Raw genomic sequence first — 20886 nt, 5'->3', positions numbered from 1 at the left:
GAACAGCGTCCAAAAAGAAGCCCCGCCGAGGCGGGGCTTCTTCGTGTTCAGGACCGCTGTGGCGCCAGCCTGTTTTCCGTGGTTGGTTCCGGCGTCTTGTCCGGGTGGGCCAGCAGGGTATACACGCAGGGCAGCACGAACAGGGTGAACAGGGTGCCCACCGACATGCCGGTGGCGATCACCAGGCCGATGTCGAAGCGGCTGACCGCGCCGGCGCCGGTGGCGATGATCAGCGGCACCATGCCGAACACCATCGCCGCGGTGGTCATCAGCACCGGGCGCAGGCGGATCGCCGCGGCTTCCTCGATCGCCTCGCGCAGGCTGCGGCCCTGGCGGCGCAACTGGTTGGCGAACTCGACGATGAGGATGCCGTGCTTGCTGATCAGGCCGATCAGCGTCACCAGGCCCACCTGGGTGTAGATGTTCATGCTCGAGGCACCGAGGAACAGCGGCACCAGCGCGCCGCATACCGACAGCGGCACGGTGACCAGGATCACCAGCGGGTCGCGGAAGCTCTCGAACTGGGCGGCGAGCACCAGGAAGATGATCGCCAGGGCCAGGGCGAAGGTGACGTACAGCGCGCTGCCTTCCTGCACGTACTGGCGCGAGGCGCCGGCATAGTCGAAGGCGAAGCCGCGTGGCGCCTCCTCGCGGGCGATCTGCGTCACGGTATCGATGGCTTCGCCCATGCTGACGATCGGGAAACCCTCGATGATCGCCGAGTTGAGCTGCTGGAACTGCTTGAGCCTGGTCGGCCGCGCGGTGTCGCGGACGTTGATCAGGGTGGCCAGCGGCACCATGGCGCCGCTCTCGCTCTTCACGTAGTAGTTGCTCAGCCAGCCCGGGTTGTCGCGGTAGGGACGCTCCACCTGGGCGATCACCTTGTAGCTGCGGCCCTCGATGGTGAAGCGGTTGATCTCGCCCTCGCCGAGCAGGATCGCCAGGGTGGCGCCCAGGTCCTGCATCGACACGCCCATCTGCGCGGCCTTCTCGCGGTCGATGTCGACCACCACCTCGGGCTTGTCGAAGGCCAGGTCGACGTTGAGGAAGGCGAACTTGCCGGATTCCTCGGCGCGCGCCTTGACCCGCTCGGCAACCTGCAGCAGCGACTCGTAGTCGTTCGGCGTGTTGATCACGAACTGGAAGGGCAGGCCCTCGCCGGTGCCCGGCAGCGACGGCAGGTTGAAGCCGAAGATCTGCAGGCCGGGAATCCGGTCGAGCTTGCCCTGCACCTCGTGGAGCAGTTCCATCTGGGTGCGGTCGCGCTCGTCCCAGGGCTTGAGCAGGAAGCCGCCGATCCCCGACTGCACGCCGTCGAAGCCATTGATCTGGAACGACGAGTAGTACTCGGGGAAGCTCTTGAAGATGTCGATGAACTGGTTGGTGTAGGCGTTCAGGTAGTCGAGGTTGGTCGGCTGCGGCGCCTTGGCCATCAGGAACACGATGCCCTGGTCTTCCTCGGGGGCCAGCTCGCTCTGGGTGAACTTGAGCAGCACCGGGATCAGCAGCAGCACGATCAGGGCGAAGACCAGCACTACCGGGCGGGTTTCCAGGGTGCCGTGCAGGGCGCGCTGGTAGCGGTTCTTCAGGCCCTCGAAGATCAGGTCCAGGCGGTGCGCGAGGCCCGAGGGGTTCTCCTCGTGGCGCAGCAGCTTGGCGCACATCATCGGCGACAGGGTCAGGGCGACGATGCCGGAGATGATCACCGCGCCGGCCAGGGTCAGGGCGAATTCCTTGAACAGCGCGCCGGTGAGGCCTTCGAGGAAGCCGATCGGCGCATACACGGCGGCCAGTGTGATGGTCATCGAGATCACCGGTACGGCGATCTCGCGGGCGCCCTCGATGGCGGCGTCGAACGGCGTCTTGCCTTCCTCGATGTGGCGGTGGATGTTCTCCACCACCACGATGGCGTCGTCCACCACCAGGCCGATGGCCAGCACCATGGCCAGCAGCGTCAGCAGGTTGATCGAGTAGCCCATCATCTGCATGAAGAACAGTACGCCGATCATCGACAGCGGGATGGTGATCACCGGGATCAACACCGAACGGAGCGCGCCGAGGAACAGGAAGACCACCACGATGACGATCAGCACCGCTTCGATCAGGGTCTGCACCACTTCGTCGATGGAAGCCTGGATGAACTCGGTGGCGTCATAGGCGATGGCGACGTTGAGGTTGGGCGGTAGCTGCGCCTCCAGCTCCGGCATGATGCCGCGCACTTCCTTGATGACGTCCAGCGGGTTGGAGGTCGGCGTGCCCTTGATGGCGATGTATACCGAGGGAATGCCGTCGAACGAGCTGATCGAGTCATAGCTCTCCGCGCCCATCTCCACGCGGGCGATATCGCGTACCAGCACGCGGCGGTCGCCCTCGGTCTTCACCGGGATGGCGGCGAAGGCTTCCGGCGACTTGAGGTCGGTACTGGCGTTGATGCTGGTCACCACGTACTCGCCCTTCACCTCGCCGGCGGCGGAGAGGAAGTTGTACTTGCGCACCGCTTCGCCGACGTCGCTGGCGGTCACCCCGTAGGCGGCCATGCGGACCGGGTCCAGCCACAGGCGCATGGCGAACACCTGGTTGCCGAGGATTTCCGCCTCGGCCATGCCCGGCAGGGTGGCCAGCTTGGGCTGGATGACCCGCGACAGGTAGTCGGTGATCTGCGGGTTGGACAGCTCGTCGCTGTGGAAGCTGATGTACATCAGCGCCGAGGCGTCGGCCGCCTCCTTGGACAGCACCGGATCCTCGGCGTCCTGGGGCAACTGGTTCTTCACCTCGTTGGCCTTGGCCAGCAGCTCGGTGAACAGGCGGTCGGTGTTGGCGCCGATGCGTGCGTAGATCTGGATGATCGAGACGTTCTGCTGGCTGGCCGAGGTCATGTAGTCGATGCCTTCGGCGCTGGCCAGGCTCTGTTGCAGCGGCTGGGTGATGTAGCCCTGGATGGTCTCGGCGTTGGCGCCCGGGTAGGCGGTGGTCACCGTGATCAGGGCGTTTTCCATCTGCGGGTACTGGCGGATCACCAGCTTGCCGAAGGCCTGCATGCCGAGCAGTACGATCAGCAGGCTGACCACGGTCGCCAGTACCGGGCGACGGATGAAGGGATCGGTAAATGCCATGACGATTTCCTTGGCTGCGGCATATCTGTAGGAGCGAACGCCGCTCGCGAACACGGTGGCCCAAGGGCTTCGCGAGCGGAGCTCGCTCCTACGAAGGTTCTAGCGCGAGTTGCCCGCTTGTTTATCCGATTCGAGTTGCAGCGCCTGGTCGGCGACGATCGCCACATGGGCGCCGTTGTCCAGCTTGAGCTGTCCGGCGGTGACCACCTGCTCGCCGGCGGTGAGCCCCTTGAGGACCACCACCTTGCCGCCACGGCGCGGGCCGGTTTCGACATAGCGGCGCTGTACCTGCAGTTGCGGCTCGCCCTTGTCGTCCTTCTCCACCTGGCCGTCCTCGCCGGTCTTCGGTTCGATCACGTACACCGAGTTGCCGTACAAGGTGTAGGTGATCGAGGTCTCCGGCACCACCACGCGAGGCGGGGCGTCGGGCAGCAGTACCTCGAGGCTGGCGAACATGCCCGGCAGCAGCTTGTCGTCTGGGTTGGGCAGCATGGCGCGCACTTGTACGTTGCGGGTGGCCTCGTCGACCTTGGGGTTCAGCGCGCCGATCTCGCCGGTGAAGAACTCGCCGGGATAGGCCGCCACGCTCACCTGCACCTTCTGGCCGACCGCGAGCTTGGGCACCGCCTGCTCGGGCAGGTGGAAGTCGACGTAGAGGGTCGACAGGTCCTGCAGGGTGGCGATCACGGTGCCGGAGGCCAGGTAGTCGCCGACGTCCACCTGGCGGATGCCGATGGTGCCGGCGAACGGTGCGAGGATGCGTTTCTTGCCCAGCAGTGCCTTCAACTGGGAAACGGTACCGGTGTTCTTCTGCAACTGTGCGGCGAGGCGGTCGAAGTCACTCTTGGAGATCATCTGCCGGCTGACCAGGCTGCGACCGCGCTCGAACTCGACGCGGGCCAGGGTGAGGTCGGCCTCGGCCGCTTCCAGGGTGGCCTGCTCGACGGCGCCATCCATCTGGATCAGCGGCTGGTTCAGGGTGACCTTCTCGCCGGAGCGGAACAGCACGTCACGCACGGTACCAGCGACTTCCACGGTCAGGTCGACGCCCTGGAAGGCGGTCAGGGTGCCGATGGCCGGCAGGCGTTCCTGCCAGGGTTGTGCCTCGGCGACGGCGGCCGACACGCTGATGGCCGGGCGCGGGGCGGAGAATGCTTGGATCTGCTGGTAGATCGAGAAGGCTTTGTAGCCAGCGAGGAGTAGCACCACGGCGAGTACGACCCCCAGCATGACGAGCATGCGGCGGAGCAACATATTCCGGTTCCTTGGCGGGGAGAAAAGGCCTGGGAATAGGCGAGGGGAGCACCATAGTCCCACTTTTTGGGCAAGTCAAAGGTACAGTTGGTAAAAATTTGCACAGTACATTTCCTGGGTATGGAACCAGGCATGTTTGCCGTCATTCGCTGAAAATGACGACAGGATCTCAATGCTTCATGGGCACCTTCCTGTTTCGACCCGGTAAGGCGCGCGGCGTTCAGGCCAGGTGCAGGTGGTTGTCCCAGAGCCCCGGTGGCAGCTCCAGCGGCTGGACGGCGATGCGTTCGCCGCGGCAGTCGTAGAGGCGGCAGCGACCCTGGCCGGAAGTGACCACGAAGCCGTCCTTGACCGCGCCGACGCCGGCGCAGTCGGGCAAGGGCGCGTCCAGGCGCACGGCGCCGCTGTCCAGGTCCCAGATGAAGAAGCGGTTGCCGCGCGGCGCGGTGAGGGCGACCAGGCGCAGTTCGTCGTGGATCGCCACGCTGGCGGTGTACTGGTTCATCGCCAGGCGCTGCTCCTCGCCCAGCGGGAAGGGCTGGAACGGCTGGCCGGGGCGCTTGATCGCCAGCAGGTCGGAGTGGTCGTGGGCCTCGCCCATGTATTGCTGGCTGGCGACCACGGTGCCATCGGCGGCGACCGCCAGGTGGCGGATGCTGTTCATCTGCTGCGCCAGGGTTTCCTTGGAGAGCAGGCTGCCGTCGCGGCGCATCAGTACCAGGCTGGGCTCCATGGCGTCGAGGTTCATCTCCACCCGGCTTTCCGCCTCGGTGCGGATGCCGCCGTTGGCCACCACCAGGGTCTCGCCATCCGGCAGCCAACTGACCTGGTGCGGGCCGAGGCCATGGGTGGACCGTTCGCCTTCGTGGACGAGCCTTTCGCCGTCGAAGCGATAGGTGCCGAGCACGCCACGGCCCGGGTCGCGGGTGTCGTTCTCGGTGGCGTACAGCCATTCGCCGTCCCGGTGGAACACCGCGTGGCCATAGAAATGGCGGTTCGGCTGCGAGGCGACGGTCTGCAACAGGCGGCCGTCGCGCAGGTCGATCAGGTAGCTCTCGGTGCCGGGGCGGCGGGCCACGAACAGGGCGACGGGCTGGTGCGGGTGCTCGACGATATCGTGGCAGCGCTGGGCGACCGGGGTGGCGAACACGCACTTGCCGTCCAGGCGATAGCCCACCGCGTAGTGGCCGCCGTCCGCGTCGTCACGGGCGGACAGCAGCAGCGGCGTCTTGGCCCGGCGGCTGAGCGTCCAGCCGCCGAGGCTGAGTGCGCCCAACAGGGCGCTGCCGAGGGTCAAGACGTGACGGCGCAGCATGTTGGTTTACCTCTCAGTCGCCATCGTTGGCGTTGAAGCCGAGTTGCACGCCCAGCGCCTTGGCCAGATCGCTTTCCTGCAGGCGATGCACGCGGTTGAGGCTGTCGTAGAAGTCGCTCACCTGCTGGCGGCCGGCTTCGCTGGCGAGCAGCTCGGACAGCGGCGGCTGCAGCGCGTCGAGCTTCTGGCGGGCTTCGACGTAGGCGGCGTCGATGCGCTGGACCAGTTCCTTCTGGTCGCTGCCCAGCAGGTCGCGGATGCCATGCTTGTCGGCCCCGCGCCACAGCGCCTCGGCGCTGCCCAGGGCGGCGCCGATGTTGGAGAGCGACGCCTCGCTGCGCCAGGCCTCGGCCTGCAACGGCTGCGGAATGCCCTTGCTGAGGCGGCCGAGCGGGGTGCCGAGCTTCTTCTTCAGGGTGTCGATGGCGGTGACCTGCACGCGCAGCAGTTCGGCGATCGCTTCCTGGGCGTCGGCGTAGCGCGGGTTGGGGAACTTGCTGAGTTGTTCGAGCATGCCGTCCTTGCTGTTCCAACTGGCGAGGATTTCCTCGGCCAGGCGCTGCTGGCGTTCGCCGATGGCTTCCAGCAACGGGCAGTAGCGGGCCTTGGTGGCGTCGTCGGCGAGGTCGATGTTGCTGTCGAACAGGATGTATTCGTAGGCGGTCAGGCCCTGCACCACCACGCTGCTCTTGGTCAGCACGTCGACGTCGATCTGCGGCTTGCTCTTGAGCAGTTGCTCGACCTGGCGGGCGACCAGGTTCTTCTTGTCCGGCCAGAACTGCACCTGCCAGGCGCGGTTGCCTTCGGCCAGCGGCCCGACCATCAGCGGCTGCAGCTCGGCCCAGGCCTTCTGCGCAGCGTAGAAGTCGGCGCGTGCCTGGGCCAGGTCGAGCTTGCCGGAGCAGTAGGCCAGGGCGCTCCGGGCCAACTGGCGGTCGGCCTCGACCCAGCGGCTGTAGGTCGGCAGGATCACCTGCTGGGCCAGAGCGGCGGAGGTCTGGGCCTGCTGGTCCTGGGGCGAGCAGGCACCGAGGGCGAGGGCGGCGAGGCTGGTGAACAGCAGTTTCGGTCGGAACATGCGCGGCTCCTTATAGGGAATTCAGGAAGGCCAGTAGCGCGCTGCGCTGCCCGGCGTCGAACTGGAGGACCTGTTGCCTGGCCGCCTCCGCCTCGCCGCCGTGCCAGAGGATGGCTTCCAGCAGGTTGCGGGCGCGGCCGTCGTGGAGGAACTGGGTATGGCCGGTGACCGTCTCGGTCAGGCCGATGCCCCACAGCGGTGGGGTGCGCCATTGGCGGCCGCTGGCCTGGAACTCGGGGCGGCCGTCGGCCAGTCCTTCGCCCATGTCGTGCAGCAGCAGGTCGGTGTAGGGGCGGATCACCTGTCCCGCCAGTTCCGGCTCGGCGGCATCGGCGGCGGTGGTGAACTGCGGGGTGTGGCACTGCGCGCAGCCGGCCTGGTGGAACAGGCCCTTGCCGCGCAGCACCTGGGGATCGTCCACGGTGCGGCGGGCCGGTACGCCGAGGTTGCGGGTGTAGAACAGCACCAGGCGCATGATGTTGTCGCTGACTTCCGGCACGCCGCCGTTGAGCGCTGCGCGACAGGTGGCTTGCGCCTCCGTGCATTCGTCGTGGGGCAACCGGCTGGTGGTCAGGCCCATGTCGGCGGAGAAGGCGTGGGCGTTCTGCTGGTCGAGGCTCGGTTGGCCGGCCTTCCAGCCGAAGCGGCCGAGCACGGTCCGCCCGCTGGCGTCGTCCCAGACCCGGTTGGGCTGGCCGGCGACGCCGCTGCCGCTGCGCCGCTGGGCCTCGGCGTTGGCGAGGATGGCCTCATCGGGAATCGCTTCGAGCAGGCCGAGGCCGATCATCGGCGGGGCGACGCGCGCGGAGAACAGGGTTTGCGGGTGGAGAGGGCCATAGCCGAGCCGGTCGATGCGCAGGATCGGTTTGCGCAGCTCCACTTCGTGGCCGTCGGCGAAGCGCACTTGTTGGGTCTCGTAATCGACGCGGACCCTGCCTTCGGGGGCGAAACCGGGGTTGGCCATGTCCTGTAACTGGCTGCCGTAGACCGGCTCGGGCACCACGCCGAGGCGTTCGATCAGGCGTTCCTGTTCGGCGCTGGTGGCGGGAATCGACAGGCGCACCAGCATCGACACCGCGTTGCTGGCGCCGGGCTTCGGCGGGTGGCCGCGGCCGTCGCGCACGTGGCAGTTCTGGCAGGCGTTGGTGTTGAACAGCGGGCCGAGGCCGTCGCGCGCCGTGGTGGTGGACGGCGCGATGACCCAGGGATTGCGGAAGAAGCTGTTGCCCACGGCGAAGTCCAGGCGCCGCTCGCCGGACAGGTTGGCCGAAGGCTGGGAAAACGCATTCTGGTCGTACTGGCGGACGCTGGCAGCTCCGGCCGACAGGGCCTCGCCGGGTTCGGCCCGGTCGAAACGCGGCGCCTGGTCGCAAGCCGCCAGACCCAGGGTCAGCAGCAGGAGCGAAAGGCGGCGGAGCGGGGTGCGCATCGGGACGATCCAGAAGGTATGGGCGGGCAAGCTTAGCAGGCTAACGTGTTTTAAATAAGATGAATTCGCGTTGGCCCAGGTGGCAAAAGGTCGCGGCTGCCACGCTTGTTGGGGTAGCCCGGATTGCATCCGGGCTACAGGGCTGGGTCGACACGGGTAGGATGGGCTTCAGCCCACCAATGAAAACTCGCAAAAGAAAAAGCCGGCGCGACCTCGTGGGTCGCGCCGGCTGGATGGCGCGGACGTCGATCAGAATTCGTGATCGGCGGTATCCGGCTGCAGGTCGGTGATGCCGACGGCGCTGGCGGCCTGTTCGATGGCGCTGGTCTGCTTGACCAGTGCGGCGATGGCGTCGCGGATGATCTGCTGACCGGCTTCGTTCTCCGGGGCGATCAGTTGGTCGAAGTGCTGGCCGTTGTTGGCGCTGTCCACCAGGGCCTGCAGCTTCTTCTCGGTATCGGCGAAGTCGGCCTTGAGGGTCTCGTCGACCTGCGGCGCGACCTTGGCGACCAGCGAGGACAGGCTCGGACCGGTCACGGTGCTGCCGTCGACGCGCTTGTATTCGCCGAGGTAGACGTTGCGGATGCCCTTGCCGTTGTAGAAGTGCGAGTTGTGGGTGTTGTCGCTGAAGCAGTCATGCTCGTCTTCGGTGGAGTTGGCCTCCAGGGCGACCTTCATGCGCTCGCCGGCCAGTTCGCCGAGGGACAGGCTGCCCATGCCGAACAGCATCTTGCGCAGGCCGCTTTCCGCCGGTTCGGCTTCCAGCTTGGCGCGGTAGTTGTCGGCGACGCCCGCTTGCCACTGGCCGACCATCCAGTCCAGGTCCTGGACCAGCAGGTCGGTGACGGCCTTCAGGTAGGTGCGGCGGCGTTCGTTGTGGCCACCGGTGGCGCCTTCGCCGACCACGTAGTCGGTGTACGGCCGCTCGCCGGCGCCGGCTTCGGTGCCGTGCAGGTCCTGGCCCCAGAGCAGGAATTCGATGGCGTGGTAGCCAGTGGCGACGTTGGCTTCGGAGCCGCCCAGTTCGTTCAGTTCGGCCAGTTTCTCGCCGGTGATCTCGCTGACGTCGATCTTGTCTTCGCCAACCTGGATCTCGGTGTTGGCGATGATGTTGGCCTTGGCGGCCGGGTTGCCCTGGGCCTCGGCGGTGCCTTCGGCGACGTAGTCGATCAGGCCCTCGTCCAGCGGCCAGGCGTTCAGTTGACCTTCCCAGTCGTCCACCACGGCGTTGCCGAAGCGGAACACTTCGGTCTGCATGTAGGGCACGCGGGCGGCCAGCCAGGCATCCTTGGCGGCCTGATGGGTTTCGGCGGTGGGGTTGGCGAGGAAGGCGTCGATCGCGGCCTGGAGGGCCTTGCCGGTGCTGGCGGCATCGCTGAACACGGCCAGGGCCAGGTCCGCGTAGTGAGTGACCACCGCCTTGGCGGCGGCCTCGTCGATCTTGCCGCTGGCCGCTTCGGCCGGGGCGCTGGCGGCAGCCGGAGCGGCTGGCGCGGCGGCCTGGGTGGCCGGGGCTTTGTCATCGCCGCAGCCGGCGAGGGAAATGGCGATAGCCAGCAGGCTGGCGGAGGCCAGGGGCATACGAATCATGGCGAGGTCCTTTACGTCGGATGATGAGTGAGCGCGCGAAGGCGCACGTAAAACCGCGACATAATGCGAAAGATTTGCATTTTGTGTAAAGGGCTGTGATGTCGCAGCGCCGTGATCGATATCCGCTGCTTGCTGGCCCGTTGCCTGTAGAATGCCGGCGTCCGATAGCCGTCGTAATGGAGAAAACCGCATGAGTCTGACCGGAGTCGCGTTGCTCGTCGTCCTCGTCCTTCTGGCCGCCTATGCGGTGTCCCTCTACAACGGCCTAGTGCGCCTCAAGCACGGGGTGAGCAAGGCCTGGGCGAATATCGACGTGCTGCTCAAGCAGCGTCACGAGGAACTGCCCAAGCTGGTGGAGACCTGCAAGCAGTACATGCAGTACGAGCAGGCCACCCTGGAGCGGGTGATCGCCGCCCGCGCCGCCGTGGCCAATGCCCGCGAGCAGCATGACGTCGGCGCCCTGGGCAAGGCGGAGAGCGGCCTGCGCGCCGGTCTCGGGCAACTGTTCGCGCTGGCCGAGAACTATCCCGAGCTGAAGGCCAACGACAGCTTCCGCCACCTACAGCAGCGCATCAGCGGGCTGGAGAGCGGCATCGCCGACCGCCGCGAGCTGTACAACGAGGCGGTCAACCTCAACAACGTGCGCGTCGAGCAGTTCCCCGACGTGCTGATTGCCCGCCTGTTCGCCTTCAAGGCGGCCGAACTGCTGGAGTTCAGCGAGGCGGAGAAGGCTGACGTCGATCTCAAGTCGCTGTTCGGCTGAGCATGGAAGATTTCGCTGGTCTGGCCGTTTCCCTGGCCTTCAGCGTCGGCGCCAGCCTCTGTGGCGGCTGGTGGACCCTGCGGCGCTGGTCGCAGGCGCGCCATCTGCTGGATACGCCGACCTCGAAGATCCGTTCGGCGGCCCAGGGATACGTCGAGTTGTATGGCGTGCTGGAGGAGCTGCCCGAGGTTCAGGTGCATGGCCCGCTGACCGGCAAGCCCTGCGTGTGGTGGCGCTTCCGCATCGAGGAATACCAGTCCAGCGATAACAAGAAGCGCTGGCGGCCGGTGGAGAGTGGCACCAGCGAGGCCTGGCTGCGGCTCAACGACGGCACCGGCGAGTGCCTGATCGACCCGCGCGGGGCCGAGGTGCGGCCGGTGGTGCGCGAGGCCTGGGAGGGCAACCTGCGCCACCCGCGAGGGCCGGCGCGGACCGGTTTCCTCGGCTGGCTGTCGAGCGGCAAGCGCTATCGCTATGTCGAAGAGCGCCTGCATGTCGGCCAGCCGCTGTACGCCATCGGCGACTTCCGCACGCTCGGCGGCGGGCGCCAGGGGCTCGACCTGGAGGCCGCGCAACGGGCGGTGATCCGCGAGTGGAAGGGCGACTTCGCCGGCCTGTTGCAGCGTTTCGACAACGACGGAAATGGCCATCTCGACGAGACGGAGTGGAACCGCGTGCGTCTCGCCGCGCAGCTCGAGGCCGAGGACCGCCACCGCCAGGTCAGCGCCCAGCCGGCGATGAACCGCATGGCCAGGCCGGGCGAGTCGCGCCCGTTCATCCTCGCCAACGCCGGCGAGGACGAGATCGCCCGGGGACTCTACTGGCAGGCCGCCGCTGGCGCCGTGCTGTGCCTCTGCGGCGCACTGGCCACGGCCTGGCTGCTGGGGATCAGGCACTTCTAGCTGGGTGGGCCGGGCGGCGTTCCGCCTCATTGGTGGGCTGAAGCCCACCCTACGCGGAACATCTCCCGCCGGAGTAGCCCGGATGCAATCCGGGAGGCGAGGGTGCCGGCTACCCCCGGATTTCATCCGGGCTACAGGGCCGGGGTGACACAGGTAGGGTGTGCTGCGCGCACCGTTTACTCGGGAGCCCGCACGGCGTTTCGCCGGGAAGGATCAGGTGTCGCTTCCTCATCGGTGCGCGCGGCGCACCCTACCAGAGCGGACCGCTTTTTCGTCCAGCCTTCTCGCCTCCAGCGTTTTTATCGGCTTACAGGGCTCAAAGCGTTGCCGGATTGGGATTGGAGGCGTTGCTCAGCCGGCGGGACTGCTTGAGGAACTGGGTCAGGTCGCGGGCGGGCAGCGGTTTGCTGTACAGGTAGCCCTGACCCTCGTTGCAGCCCTGGGCGATGATGTAGGCCTCCTGCTCGGCGGTCTCCACCCCTTCGGCGATCACCTGCATGCCGAGGCTCTTGCCGAGCTGGATGATGGCGCGAACGATGGTGGCGTCGTCCTCGTCTTCCAGCAGGTCCTGGACGAAGCTCTTGTCGATCTTGATCTTGTCCAGCGGCAGGCTCTTCAGGTAGCTCAGCGACGAGTAGCCGGTCCCGAAGTCGTCGATGGCGATCAGCGCGCCGGAGCGGCGCAGGCTGAGCAGGTGCTGGGCGGCGGTGGTGATGTCGTCCATCAGGCCGGTCTCGGTGACTTCCAGCTCCAGGCTGCGTGGTGGCAGACGGTAGACCTGCATGAGGTTGTTGACCACCCGTGGCAGCTCGGAGTGGTGCAGTTGCACGGTGGACAGGTTGATCGCCATGCGCAGGTCGCTGAAGCCCAGGTCGTGCCATTCGCGCAGTTGCTGGCAGCACTGGTCGAGAATCCATTCGCCGATCGGGATGATGGTGCCGTTCTGCTCGGCCAGCGGGATGAACAGGTCCGGCGCGACGAAACCATGCTGCGGGTGCTGCCAGCGCAGCAGCGCCTCGACGCCGACCACCCGGTGGTCGCGGTAGTCGACCTGCGGCTGGTAGACCAGGTGCAGTTGTTGCTGGGCCAGGGCGTCGCGCAGGTCCTTCTCCAGCTCGCGGCGGCGGCGCATCTCGCTGTCGACGCTGGCGATGTAGAACTGGTAGCGGTTGCGCGAGCGGCTCTTGGCCAGGGTCATGGTCTGCTCGGCCTTCTGCAACAGCTTCTCGGTGCTGTCGCCGTCCTCGGGGAACAGGGTGATGCCGATGGTGGCGCGCAGGCGTACTTCCTGCTGGTCGAGCCGGAACGGTTCCTCGAGGTTGTCGAGCACGCTCTGCGCCAGTTCGGCGGCTTCGTAGGGCTGCTCGATGTCGGCCTGGACCAGGGCGAACTGGTCGCCTCCCAGGCGCGCCAGGGCGCCGAGGCGGCCGCTGTGGCTGCGCAGGCGGTCGGAGAGGGCCAGCAGCAACTGGTCGCCGGTCTGGTAGCTGAACTGTTCGTTGATGCCCTTGAAGTCGTCGAGGCCGACGCACAGCACCGCCACCCGGCGTTGCAGGCGGCCGGCGTCGGTGAGGATCTGGTCGAGCTGCTGCTGCAGTTGCTGGCGGTTGGGCAGGCCGGTGAGAAAGTCGTACTGCGACATGCGCAGCAGGCTGTTTTCCGCCTCGCGGCGCAGGTGGGTGTTGCGTTCGATGGAGGCGAGCAACTGGTTGGCGGTGTTTATCCACAGGCCCAGTTCGTTGCTCTCGTGGCCACGCAGCATCGGCAGCTTGTGCTCGCTGGGACGGTCCGGGTTGATGCTGGTCAGGTGCTCGATGATCTTCGACAGCGGGCGGGTCAGCATCCAGTGGTAGACGAGGTAGAGCACCAGGCCCATGGCCAGCGCGCGCAGCACGCCGGAGATGAAGATGATCACCGAACTGGTGACGAAGTCCTCGCCGTAGGGCGCGGTGTCCAGGGTGATGGCGAGGTCGCCGTAGTACTCGCTGTAGGGCGCGCGGCCGATCAGCGGGATGGTGAAGGTCTTTTCCTGGCCGAGGATCGGGTCGGTCAGCCAGCGGGTCGGCAGCGACGACAGTTCGCGGCTCTTCTCCGCCAGCATCGGTTCGTTGGGATGGCCGATGGCGGCATGGCGCACCGCTTCGTTCTGGAACAGGCCCTCGATGACCTGCATGCCCATTTCGCGGTCCAGGCTGTAGACCGCCTGGGTCGAGGGGTCGCGGAACATGTCGAGGATGCGCTGGGCATCGTTGGCGATCGCCGAGCGGGTCTTGTAGGCGTCGAAGGTGATTTGCCCGCAACTGAGCACCACGCCGACGGCGAGGGCCGACAGCAGCACCACGCGTAGCAACTTCAGCGACAAGCTGTGTCCGGGTTCCAGCTTCAAATGCCTATTCCTTGTTCGGTGCCGGCGGGGTGCGACCGCCTGTGAGTATTGGCAAACAGCGGGTTGCAGTCAAAGGGCCATTAGCCATCATTCGACTCCCGTCTGCGCACGGCCCAAACGTCCGTATCGTCTCTTGCACTGTGTCGGTGCGAATCGCGGCGACTTGAATGCCATTTGCCGCTTTCCACCTGGCACAGGCATCGCGAAGGCTGTGGCTCCGCCCTTGGGAGGGGATGGGGGATGAAGAGGCTATGTCTGTTTATCGCAATGTCCGGTGTGGCGCCACTGGCGGAAGCGGCTGGCGGCGAGGCGCTGGGTATCGCCTGGGCGGTGCTTTCCATCGGTGCCGTGGCGGTCGGTGGCTGGGCCTGGGGGCGCCTGCGGTTGCGCAGTGCGACCGCGTAAAACGAAGAAACCCGGCATTGCCGGGTTTCTTCATGGCCCTGGGGCCGGGGATCAGGCAGCGTAGTTGGCTGCGACGAAGTCCCAGTTGACCAGGTTCCAGAACGCCTCGACGTACTTCGGACGCAGGTTGCGGTAGTCGATGTAGTAGGCGTGTTCCCATACGTCGCAGGTCAGCAGCGGGGTGTCGCCGCTGGTCAGCGGGCAGCCGGCGCCGATGGTGCTGGCCAGGGCCAGGGAGCCGTCCTGCTTCTTGACCAGCCAGGCCCAGCCGGAGCCGAAGGTGCCGATGGCGGTCTTGGTGAACTCTTCCTTGAACTTGTCGAAGGAACCGAAGGCCGCGTTGATCGCGTCGGCCAGGGCGCCGGTCGGCTGGCCGCCGCCGTTGGGCTTCAGGCCGTTCCAGTAGAAGGTGTGGTTCCACACCTGGGCGGCGTTGTTGAAGATGCCGCCGGAGGAGGTCTTGACGATTTCTTCCAGGGTCTTGCCTTCGAACTCGGTGCCCGGCACCAGGTTGTTCAGGTTGACCACGTAGGTGTTGTGGTGCTTGCCGTAGTGGTATTCCAGGGTTTCGGCGGAAATGTACGGCTCGAGAGCGTTTTTCTCGTACGGCAGCGGCGGCAATTCAAAAGCCATGGTGTATCTCCTCAGGTCTGGGCTTGGCGGACGGTCGTGTCAGGCTCGACCGGCCACCTGCGAGGCCGTTCACGGGCGGCCAGAAGTGCGGCGGTAGTTTTCTACTCGTTGCCGCGGGCCCCCGATCATAGCACCCGACCTGCGTCATAACCACGCAGCTTCTGTGTGGGAAAGCCCGTCTCAGAGCCTGTTCCCGACCTCGCAGGCCGCGTTCAGGCGAGCTTCATCAGCACCACGCCGAGGACGATCACCGCACAGGCGAGCAGGCGCATCACCGGTAGCGACTCCTTGAGGAACAGCCAGCCGACCAGCAGGGCGAACACCACGCTGCTTTCGCGCAGGGCGGAGACCAGCGCCACCGGGGCCTGGGTCATGGCCCAGATGACGATGCTGTAGGCGGCCATCGACATCAGCCCGCCGGCCAGCCCGCTGCGCCAGTACGCGCCGAGCTGGCGGAACACCCGGGGGCCGCGTTGGAAGGCGATCACGCAGGCCATCACCACGCCGTTCACCGCGAACAGCCACAGCGAATAGGACAGCGCGTCGCGGTTGGCCCGCGCGCCGGCGGCGTCGGCCAGAGTGTAGCCGGCGATGAACAGCGCGGTCATCAGCGCGTTGAACAGCAGCGCATTTTCCAGCCGGCCGCTGTGACCGCCGCGCAGGGCCATCAGCCAGATGCCGGCGACCAGGATCAGCAGCCCGGCGAGCTGGCCGGCGGACAGGCTGTCGTGCAGCAGCAGGACCGACAGCAGGGCGACGATCAGCGGCGAGCTGCCGCGCGATATCGGGTAGGCCTGGCCGAGATCGCCATGCTGGTAGGCGCGGGCGAGGAAGCTGTTGTAGCCGATGTGCAGCAGCGCCGAGAGGACGATCCACGGCCAGGCCGCGGCGCTGGGCATGGCCACCAGGGGGAGGGCGGCGAGGGCCAGCAGGCCGGCGCCGATCTGGATCAGCGAGGCGGTGAGGAAACGGTCGAGGCCGATCTTCAGCAGCGCGTTCCACCCCGCATGCAGGGCGGCGGCGGCCATCACGGCGAGGAATACGGGGGTGTCCAGGGGCGGCTTCCTTGGGGCTACGAGCGGGCGAGGATAGCATCCGGCAAGACCGGCCTCGCAGGAGTGAACGCTGCTCGCGAGGCTTGTTTATTGGGTCCCCGCGTTCGCGGGGACCCAGTGCAATAGCCCATCCTGCAAAAGCCGAGGGAAACATCGATTTTTCCCGTAGGGTGCGCCGTATTGTGCACCGCTTACCGGGGCTCGGTGTTCCAGAGTGAATGGTGACGCGGCACTGGGTCGGTGCGCACGGCGCACCCTACGACGGCCGTTCGTGCTGGCTATGGCTTGCCGAGGAGTTGCCAGGCCACGCTGAACATCATCAGTGCGACGCCCAGGTCGAGCAGGCGCCAGGTGGCCGGTCGCGCGAGGACTGGCGCCAGCCAGGCGGTGCCGAGGGCAAGGCCGAAGAACCACAGGGCCGAGGCGCTGGCTGCGCCCAGCGCGTAGGCGCCGGGCTCCGGTTGCTGGGCGCCGAGGGAGCCGATCAGCAGGACGGTGTCCAGGTACACGTGCGGGTTGAGCAGGGTCACCGCCAGGGCGGCCAGCAGCACCGCGCGGCGCGAGCGTGGGCCGGCGTCGGTCGCGCCCTGCAAGGCCTGCGGGGACAGGGCGCGACGCAGCGCCTGGGCGCCATACCAGAGCAGGAAGGCCGCGCCGCCCCAGCGGGCGATGCCGAGCAGCAGCGGGCTCTGGGTCAGCAGGGTGGCCAGGCCGAATACCCCGGCGGTCACCAGCAGCGCATCGCACAGCACGCACAGCGCGGCCACCGGCAGGTGGTGCTCGCGGCGCAGGCTCTGGGCGAGGACGAAGGCGTTCTGCGCGCCGATGGCGATGATCAGGCCGGCGGCGACCAGCAGGCCGTTGAGGTAGCTCTGCCACATGCTCGTCACTCCGGCCGGGAGTGCGCGGCGAGGGCGCGGAGTGTCGATAGGGCGCGCTCGGCGTCGGAGCGGGCGACGAACAGGTGGTCGTGGTAGTAGCCGGCGACCACGTTGCAACTGACGCCAGCCTGCGCCAGGGCGCTGGCGAACGCGGCGGTGAGGCCGACCGCCGCGAGCGAGGAGTGCACTTCGAGGGTGATCCAGGCGGCGATGTAGTCGTACGCCAGGCCCAGGCGATCGGCCTCGGCCTTGTCCAGGATCACCGTCAGCCCTTCGCGTTCGCGAAGGCTGCCCAGGGGGACGCAGCCATTCAGGGCGGCGGCGTCGGCCAGGGTGCAGAACACGTAGTCGCCGGGATTCAGTCGTGGAGACATGCTGCCCAGCAGCAGGGAGAGGGAGGTTTCGCCAGCCATGGTGGCCATCCTTGTGGAACGGGGGATGTGGCGAGTCTGCGGTGGCCAGGTGTATAAGGAAAACGAATTATCCATATGTATCATTAGGAAAATCGATGTTCGACTACAAACTGCTCGCCGCCCTGGCCGCGGTGATCGAGCAGGGCGGTTTCGAGCGTGCCGCGCAGGCTCTCGGCCTGTCGCAATCGGCGGTCTCGCAGCGCATCAAGCTGCTCGAGGCGCGGGTCGGCCAGCCGGTGCTGCTGCGTGCCACGCCGCCGGCGCCGACCGAGATCGGCCGCCTCCTGCTCAACCATGTGCAGCAGGTGCGCCTGCTCGAACGCGATCTGCAGGACCAGGTACCGGCGCTGGACGAGGGCGGGCTGCCGGAACGCCTGCGCATCGCCCTGAACGCCGACAGCCTGGCCACCTGGTGGGCGCGCGCGGTGGGCGACTTCTGCGCCGAGCGCGGGCTGCTGCTGGACCTGGTGGTGGAGGACCAGGACGTCGGCCTCAAGCGCATGCGCGCCGGCGATGTGGCCGGTTGCGTGTGCGCCGGCGACAAGCCGGTGGCCGGCGCGCGCTGCATTCCGCTGGGGGCGATGCGCTACCGGGCGCTGGCCAGCCCGGCGTTCGTCGCCCGGCATTTCGCGGCTGGGGTGACGGCGGCCGCGCTGGCCAGGGCGCCGGCCATCGTGTTCGGGCCGGACGACCAGTTGCAGCACCGTTTCTTCGCCATGCTGGGAGGCGAGGGCGGCTTCATCCACCACCTGTGCCCGTCCTCGGAAGGCTTCGTGCGCCTGACCTCCGGCGGCTTCGGCTGGGGCCTCGTGCCGGAGCAGCAGGTGCGGGGCGAGCTGGAACGCGGCGAACTGGTCGAGTTGTTGCCGGGCAGGGTGATCGACGTGCCTCTGTACTGGCATCACTGGCGCAACGGCGGCGAGCTGCTGGCCAGCCTGACCCGGCACCTGGAGAAGTACACCGGGCGATGGCTGGTGCAGGTGTGAGGCTTTGGTTATCGCCGTGGCAAGACGACCGCAGGATGGGTCGAGGAGCGTAGCGACGATACCCATCGCGCGACAGCCAGTCGCTTGGCTCGCTGCGCCAGCGCGGTCGCCGGGCGGCGCTGCTAGGATCGGCGTCACAACAACAGCAAGGAATCAGCCATGAAGATCCTGGTCACCGGCGCAAGCGGGTTCATCGGCGGGCGCTTCGCCCGTTTCGCCCTGGAGCAGGGGCTGGAGGTGCGGGTCAACGGGCGCCGCCGGGAGGCGGTCGAGCACTTGGTCAAGCGCGGCGCCGAATTCATCCAGGGCGACCTGTCCGATCCGGCGCTGGTCCAGCGCCTGTGCCAGGGGATGGACATGGTGGTTCACTGCGCCGGCGCGGTCGGCGTGTGGGGGACCTACGAGCATTTCCACCAGGCCAACGTGACGGTCACCGAGAACGTGGTGGAAGCTTGCCTCAAGCAGGACGTGCGGCGCCTGGTGCACCTGTCGTCGCCGTCGGTGTACTTCGATGGCCGCTCCCATGTCGGGCTGACCGAGGAGCAGGTGCCGGGGAAATTCGTCGACCACTACGGCGCGACCAAGTACCTGGCCGAGCAGAAGGTGTTCGGCGCCAGCGAGTTCGGCCTGGAGGTGATCGCCCTGCGTCCGCGCTTCGTCACCGGTGCCGGCGACACCAGTATCTTCCCGCGACTGATCGCCATGCACCGCAAGGGGCGCCTGTCGATCATCGGCAACGGCCTGAACAAGGTCGATTTCACCAGCATCCACAACCTCAACGATGCGCTGTTCAGTTGCCTGCTGGCGGCCGGACCGGCACTCGGCAAGGTCTACAACATCAGCAACGGCGCGCCGGTGCCGCTGTGGGACGTGGTCAACTACGTGCTGCGGCAGTTCGAGCTGCCGCCGGTCGAGCGACACCTGCCGTTCGGCCTGGCCTACGGGCTGGCGACGCTCAACGAAGGCGTCTGCAAGCTGCTGCCGGGGCGTCCCGAGCCGGCGCTGTTCCGCCTTGGCATGGCGGTGATGGCGCGGGACTTCTCCCTGGACATCAGCCGCGCCCGCCAATACCTCGACTACGAGCCGCGAGTCAGCCTGTGGACCGCGCTGGACGAGTTCTGCGACTGGTGGCGCGCCCAGCACGGTTGAGGAGCCCCGCCCAGGGCGATGGCCTCAGCCGCGTAGCGGACCGGCGTAGCGGGTGTACTTGGCGATCAGCTCTTCTTCGCTCAGGGCCGGCGGAGGCGGTGGGGCCAACTGGATGCCGCTGAGTTCGCCGAGGCGTTCGCCCAGCGCGCGGGTCTCGTCGACCTGCGACTCGGCGCAGGCGGTGAGCATGGCCTTGATCGCGCCGGGTTGGCTCAGGCGGATATCCACGCCCTGTTCTTCCCGCAAGCGCCGCCGCAGCGCTTGCATGCAGTCGAGTACAGCCTTGGTCAGTTCCATACGCATAGCCCCCTCTACATCAGGAAAGAAGGCTTCGAGTCGTTCGTCCGTACAACGCTCGAAGAAGACCGGCCCCAAGGCTCCCCCCTTGGACCGGCGAGGCGGACGGCTGGTGGCCGATCCGCGCGGGTGCCTCCTTGCAAGGCGCCCCCGGACGCCCAGGCCAAGGCTTCAGCAAATGCCGTACCAACGTTCCGGCGACGAAACTTCGCGGCCTCCAGGCTGTCGATGTGGACCGGCACTGCCCCGTGGCAGTGCGCCCCGCACCGTGCCGGCGCGAAGCGGATAGTGGAACAGGTCCTGAAGGGGACGTCCCGAGCCGGTATACTGGCCGGCATCTCGCGCCTGGCGCGTATCTTCCGAAGGTTTTGTCATGCGTAACGATGCACTCGATGAGCTGGACAGCGTGCCCAGCCTGACCACCGATGTGAGGGATCACGATTTCGGCCGTCACGCCGGCCAGAACGACTACGAGCCGGCCACCCAGCGCAAGGTGGTCAAGAGCGCCAGCACCGGGCCGCTGTGGGCGCTGGTCGGCGCCCTGGTGATCGCCCTCGGCGGGCTCGGCTGGTGGAGCCACCAGCAGATCGAGCTGATGGGTCAGCAACTGGTGGCGACCCAGGAGAGCTTCGCGCGGATCAGCGAGGAAGCGGCCGGGCGCATCCAGGACATCTCCGGCAAGGTGGTGGCCACCGAATCCAGCGTCACCAGCGGCAGCGAAGCGCTGCGCCTGCAGGTCAAGCAACTGGACAGCAAGCTGGCCGAGCTGAGCGGGCAGGTGCAGAACCTGGCCAGCCAGCAGGGCAGCCACGGCAAGCGTTTCGAGCAACTGACCGCCGATCTCAAGGCGCAGCAGGATGCTGTCGGCAAGCAGGACAGCAAGCTGCAGGGCCTGGCCAGCGAGCAGGCGGCGCTGAAAAGCGCGCAGGGCGAGCAGGGCAAGCTCGCCGAGCAGGTGAAGTCGCTCGTCGGCGATGTCGCGGCGCTGAAGAAGCAGGGCAATCCCAACGTGGCGATCAGCCGCCTGGAGCAGGACCTGCTGATCCTCAAGAGCGAACAGGAAAACCGTGGCGCGCAGAACAACACCGCCGAATTCGACGCCTTCCGCGCGCAGATGACGCGCAACATCAGCGCGCTACAAGCGCAGATGCAGAACCTTCAGCAACAGCTCAATGCGCGGCAGTGAGGGGTAGCCCGAGAGGCGGGTTTCCCGGATTTCATCCGGGCTACGGGGGGG

The 20886-nt window shown here is 67.1% G+C and carries 18 protein-coding genes; 6 read left to right on the top strand and 12 right to left on the bottom strand.

Going from position 1 to position 20886, the window contains the following annotated elements; genetic code table 11:
* Window positions 1-47: 47 nt before the first annotated feature.
* From PSEWESI4_RS10585 to PSEWESI4_RS10560, 6 genes are all read right to left on the bottom strand, one after another.
* Window positions 48-3113: a multidrug efflux RND transporter permease subunit gene (locus tag PSEWESI4_RS10585; RefSeq protein ID WP_187671169.1), complete on the bottom strand. Its 3066-nt coding sequence runs from the start codon at window positions 3111-3113 to the stop codon at window positions 48-50.
* A 99-nt stretch (window positions 3114-3212) separates the two neighbouring features.
* Window positions 3213-4367 (bottom strand): efflux RND transporter periplasmic adaptor subunit, encoded by a 1155-nt coding sequence (locus PSEWESI4_RS10580; protein ID WP_187671168.1) that lies wholly within the window; start codon window positions 4365-4367, stop codon window positions 3213-3215.
* Between the two features lie 220 nt (window positions 4368-4587).
* Entirely contained in the window at window positions 4588-5682 is a 1095-nt protein-coding gene (locus tag PSEWESI4_RS10575) for a DUF1513 domain-containing protein (RefSeq protein WP_187671167.1), read from the bottom strand.
* Window positions 5683-5695: 13 nt separating this feature from the next.
* Entirely contained in the window at window positions 5696-6760 is a 1065-nt protein-coding gene (locus PSEWESI4_RS10570; RefSeq protein ID WP_187671166.1) for an imelysin family protein, read from the bottom strand.
* A gap of 10 nt (window positions 6761-6770) precedes the next feature.
* Window positions 6771-8189 (bottom strand): di-heme oxidoreductase family protein, encoded by a 1419-nt coding sequence (locus PSEWESI4_RS10565; protein WP_187671165.1) that lies wholly within the window; start codon window positions 8187-8189, stop codon window positions 6771-6773.
* 249 nt (window positions 8190-8438) lie between these two features.
* Window positions 8439-9779: an imelysin family protein gene (locus PSEWESI4_RS10560; RefSeq protein ID WP_187671164.1), complete on the bottom strand. Its 1341-nt coding sequence runs from the start codon at window positions 9777-9779 to the stop codon at window positions 8439-8441.
* Window positions 9780-9969: 190 nt separating this feature from the next.
* Here PSEWESI4_RS10560 and PSEWESI4_RS10555 point away from each other — a divergent pair, with 190 nt between their 5' ends.
* Both PSEWESI4_RS10555 and PSEWESI4_RS10550 read left to right on the top strand, forming a co-directional pair.
* The gene (locus PSEWESI4_RS10555; protein ID WP_187671163.1) at window positions 9970-10542 is read left to right on the top strand and encodes a LemA family protein; all 573 of its coding nucleotides are present in this window, start codon (window positions 9970-9972) and stop codon (window positions 10540-10542) included.
* 2 nt (window positions 10543-10544) lie between these two features.
* Window positions 10545-11444 (top strand): GIDE domain-containing protein, encoded by a 900-nt coding sequence (locus PSEWESI4_RS10550; RefSeq protein ID WP_187671162.1) that lies wholly within the window; start codon window positions 10545-10547, stop codon window positions 11442-11444.
* Window positions 11445-11760: 316 nt separating this feature from the next.
* Here the strand turns inward: PSEWESI4_RS10550 and PSEWESI4_RS10545 are convergent, their stop codons facing one another.
* Window positions 11761-13830: a putative bifunctional diguanylate cyclase/phosphodiesterase gene (locus PSEWESI4_RS10545; RefSeq protein WP_187671161.1), complete on the bottom strand. Its 2070-nt coding sequence runs from the start codon at window positions 13828-13830 to the stop codon at window positions 11761-11763.
* 240 nt (window positions 13831-14070) lie between these two features.
* On the opposite strand from PSEWESI4_RS10545, the gene PSEWESI4_RS10540 reads away from it, so the two are divergent.
* Window positions 14071-14235, top strand: coding sequence for a hypothetical protein (locus PSEWESI4_RS10540; protein WP_187671160.1), 165 nt, complete (start codon window positions 14071-14073; stop codon window positions 14233-14235).
* A gap of 51 nt (window positions 14236-14286) precedes the next feature.
* Here the strand turns inward: PSEWESI4_RS10540 and PSEWESI4_RS10535 are convergent, their stop codons facing one another.
* The 4 genes from PSEWESI4_RS10535 to PSEWESI4_RS10520 all read right to left on the bottom strand — a co-directional run bounded on the left by PSEWESI4_RS10535 (window position 14287) and on the right by PSEWESI4_RS10520 (window position 17217).
* Window positions 14287-14868 carry a superoxide dismutase gene (locus tag PSEWESI4_RS10535; protein ID WP_187671159.1) on the bottom strand — a complete coding sequence of 194 codons (582 nt, stop codon included), beginning with the start codon at window positions 14866-14868 and terminating at the stop codon, window positions 14287-14289.
* Between the two features lie 212 nt (window positions 14869-15080).
* Window positions 15081-15923 carry an EamA family transporter gene (locus PSEWESI4_RS10530; protein WP_187671229.1) on the bottom strand — a complete coding sequence of 281 codons (843 nt, stop codon included), beginning with the start codon at window positions 15921-15923 and terminating at the stop codon, window positions 15081-15083.
* Window positions 15924-16201: 278 nt separating this feature from the next.
* Window positions 16202-16804: a LysE/ArgO family amino acid transporter gene (locus PSEWESI4_RS10525; RefSeq protein ID WP_187671158.1), complete on the bottom strand. Its 603-nt coding sequence runs from the start codon at window positions 16802-16804 to the stop codon at window positions 16202-16204.
* A gap of 5 nt (window positions 16805-16809) precedes the next feature.
* A complete protein-coding gene (locus PSEWESI4_RS10520) occupies window positions 16810-17217 on the bottom strand; it encodes an ACT domain-containing protein (RefSeq protein ID WP_187671157.1) in 408 nt (135 codons plus the stop codon).
* Window positions 17218-17312: 95 nt separating this feature from the next.
* Here PSEWESI4_RS10520 and PSEWESI4_RS10515 point away from each other — a divergent pair, with 95 nt between their 5' ends.
* On the top strand, window positions 17313-18203 hold the full coding sequence (locus PSEWESI4_RS10515; protein WP_187671156.1) for a LysR family transcriptional regulator ArgP: 891 nt from the start codon (window positions 17313-17315) through the stop codon (window positions 18201-18203).
* A gap of 159 nt (window positions 18204-18362) precedes the next feature.
* Entirely contained in the window at window positions 18363-19352 is a 990-nt protein-coding gene (locus PSEWESI4_RS10510) for an NAD-dependent epimerase/dehydratase family protein (protein ID WP_187671155.1), read from the top strand.
* A 24-nt stretch (window positions 19353-19376) separates the two neighbouring features.
* Here PSEWESI4_RS10510 and PSEWESI4_RS10505 read toward each other — a convergent pair whose 3' ends face one another.
* A complete protein-coding gene (locus tag PSEWESI4_RS10505; RefSeq protein ID WP_187671228.1) occupies window positions 19377-19649 on the bottom strand; it encodes a hypothetical protein in 273 nt (90 codons plus the stop codon).
* A 373-nt stretch (window positions 19650-20022) separates the two neighbouring features.
* On the opposite strand from PSEWESI4_RS10505, the gene PSEWESI4_RS10500 reads away from it, so the two are divergent.
* On the top strand, window positions 20023-20835 hold the full coding sequence (locus tag PSEWESI4_RS10500) for an ATPase (RefSeq protein ID WP_187671154.1): 813 nt from the start codon (window positions 20023-20025) through the stop codon (window positions 20833-20835).
* The last annotated feature ends 51 nt before the right edge of the window (window positions 20836-20886 follow it).

Source organism: Zestomonas carbonaria, assembly GCF_904061905.1.
GTDB lineage: Bacteria > Pseudomonadota > Gammaproteobacteria > Pseudomonadales > Pseudomonadaceae > Aquipseudomonas > Aquipseudomonas carbonaria.
This window is presented reverse-complemented; position numbering and strand designations above follow the sequence as displayed.

What these genes read in the sequence shown, in the direction of transcription:
- PSEWESI4_RS10585 (WP_187671169.1), bottom strand. Translation starts at nt 3,113, where the DNA reads ATGGCATTTACCGATCCCTTCATCCGTCGCCCGGTACTGGCGACCGTG.
- PSEWESI4_RS10580 (WP_187671168.1), bottom strand. Translation starts at nt 4,367, where the DNA reads ATGTTGCTCCGCCGCATGCTCGTCATGCTGGGGGTCGTACTCGCCGTG.
- PSEWESI4_RS10575 (WP_187671167.1), bottom strand. Translation starts at nt 5,682, where the DNA reads ATGCTGCGCCGTCACGTCTTGACCCTCGGCAGCGCCCTGTTGGGCGCA.
- PSEWESI4_RS10570 (WP_187671166.1), bottom strand. Translation starts at nt 6,760, where the DNA reads ATGTTCCGACCGAAACTGCTGTTCACCAGCCTCGCCGCCCTCGCCCTC.
- PSEWESI4_RS10565 (WP_187671165.1), bottom strand. Translation starts at nt 8,189, where the DNA reads ATGCGCACCCCGCTCCGCCGCCTTTCGCTCCTGCTGCTGACCCTGGGT.
- PSEWESI4_RS10560 (WP_187671164.1), bottom strand. Translation starts at nt 9,779, where the DNA reads ATGATTCGTATGCCCCTGGCCTCCGCCAGCCTGCTGGCTATCGCCATT.
- PSEWESI4_RS10555 (WP_187671163.1), top strand. Translation starts at nt 9,970, where the DNA reads ATGAGTCTGACCGGAGTCGCGTTGCTCGTCGTCCTCGTCCTTCTGGCC.
- PSEWESI4_RS10550 (WP_187671162.1), top strand. Translation starts at nt 10,545, where the DNA reads ATGGAAGATTTCGCTGGTCTGGCCGTTTCCCTGGCCTTCAGCGTCGGC.
- PSEWESI4_RS10540 (WP_187671160.1), top strand. Translation starts at nt 14,071, where the DNA reads ATGAAGAGGCTATGTCTGTTTATCGCAATGTCCGGTGTGGCGCCACTG.
- PSEWESI4_RS10535 (WP_187671159.1), bottom strand. Translation starts at nt 14,868, where the DNA reads ATGGCTTTTGAATTGCCGCCGCTGCCGTACGAGAAAAACGCTCTCGAG.
- PSEWESI4_RS10525 (WP_187671158.1), bottom strand. Translation starts at nt 16,804, where the DNA reads ATGTGGCAGAGCTACCTCAACGGCCTGCTGGTCGCCGCCGGCCTGATC.
- PSEWESI4_RS10520 (WP_187671157.1), bottom strand. Translation starts at nt 17,217, where the DNA reads ATGGCTGGCGAAACCTCCCTCTCCCTGCTGCTGGGCAGCATGTCTCCA.
- PSEWESI4_RS10515 (WP_187671156.1), top strand. Translation starts at nt 17,313, where the DNA reads ATGTTCGACTACAAACTGCTCGCCGCCCTGGCCGCGGTGATCGAGCAG.
- PSEWESI4_RS10510 (WP_187671155.1), top strand. Translation starts at nt 18,363, where the DNA reads ATGAAGATCCTGGTCACCGGCGCAAGCGGGTTCATCGGCGGGCGCTTC.
- PSEWESI4_RS10505 (WP_187671228.1), bottom strand. Translation starts at nt 19,649, where the DNA reads ATGGAACTGACCAAGGCTGTACTCGACTGCATGCAAGCGCTGCGGCGG.
- PSEWESI4_RS10500 (WP_187671154.1), top strand. Translation starts at nt 20,023, where the DNA reads ATGCGTAACGATGCACTCGATGAGCTGGACAGCGTGCCCAGCCTGACC.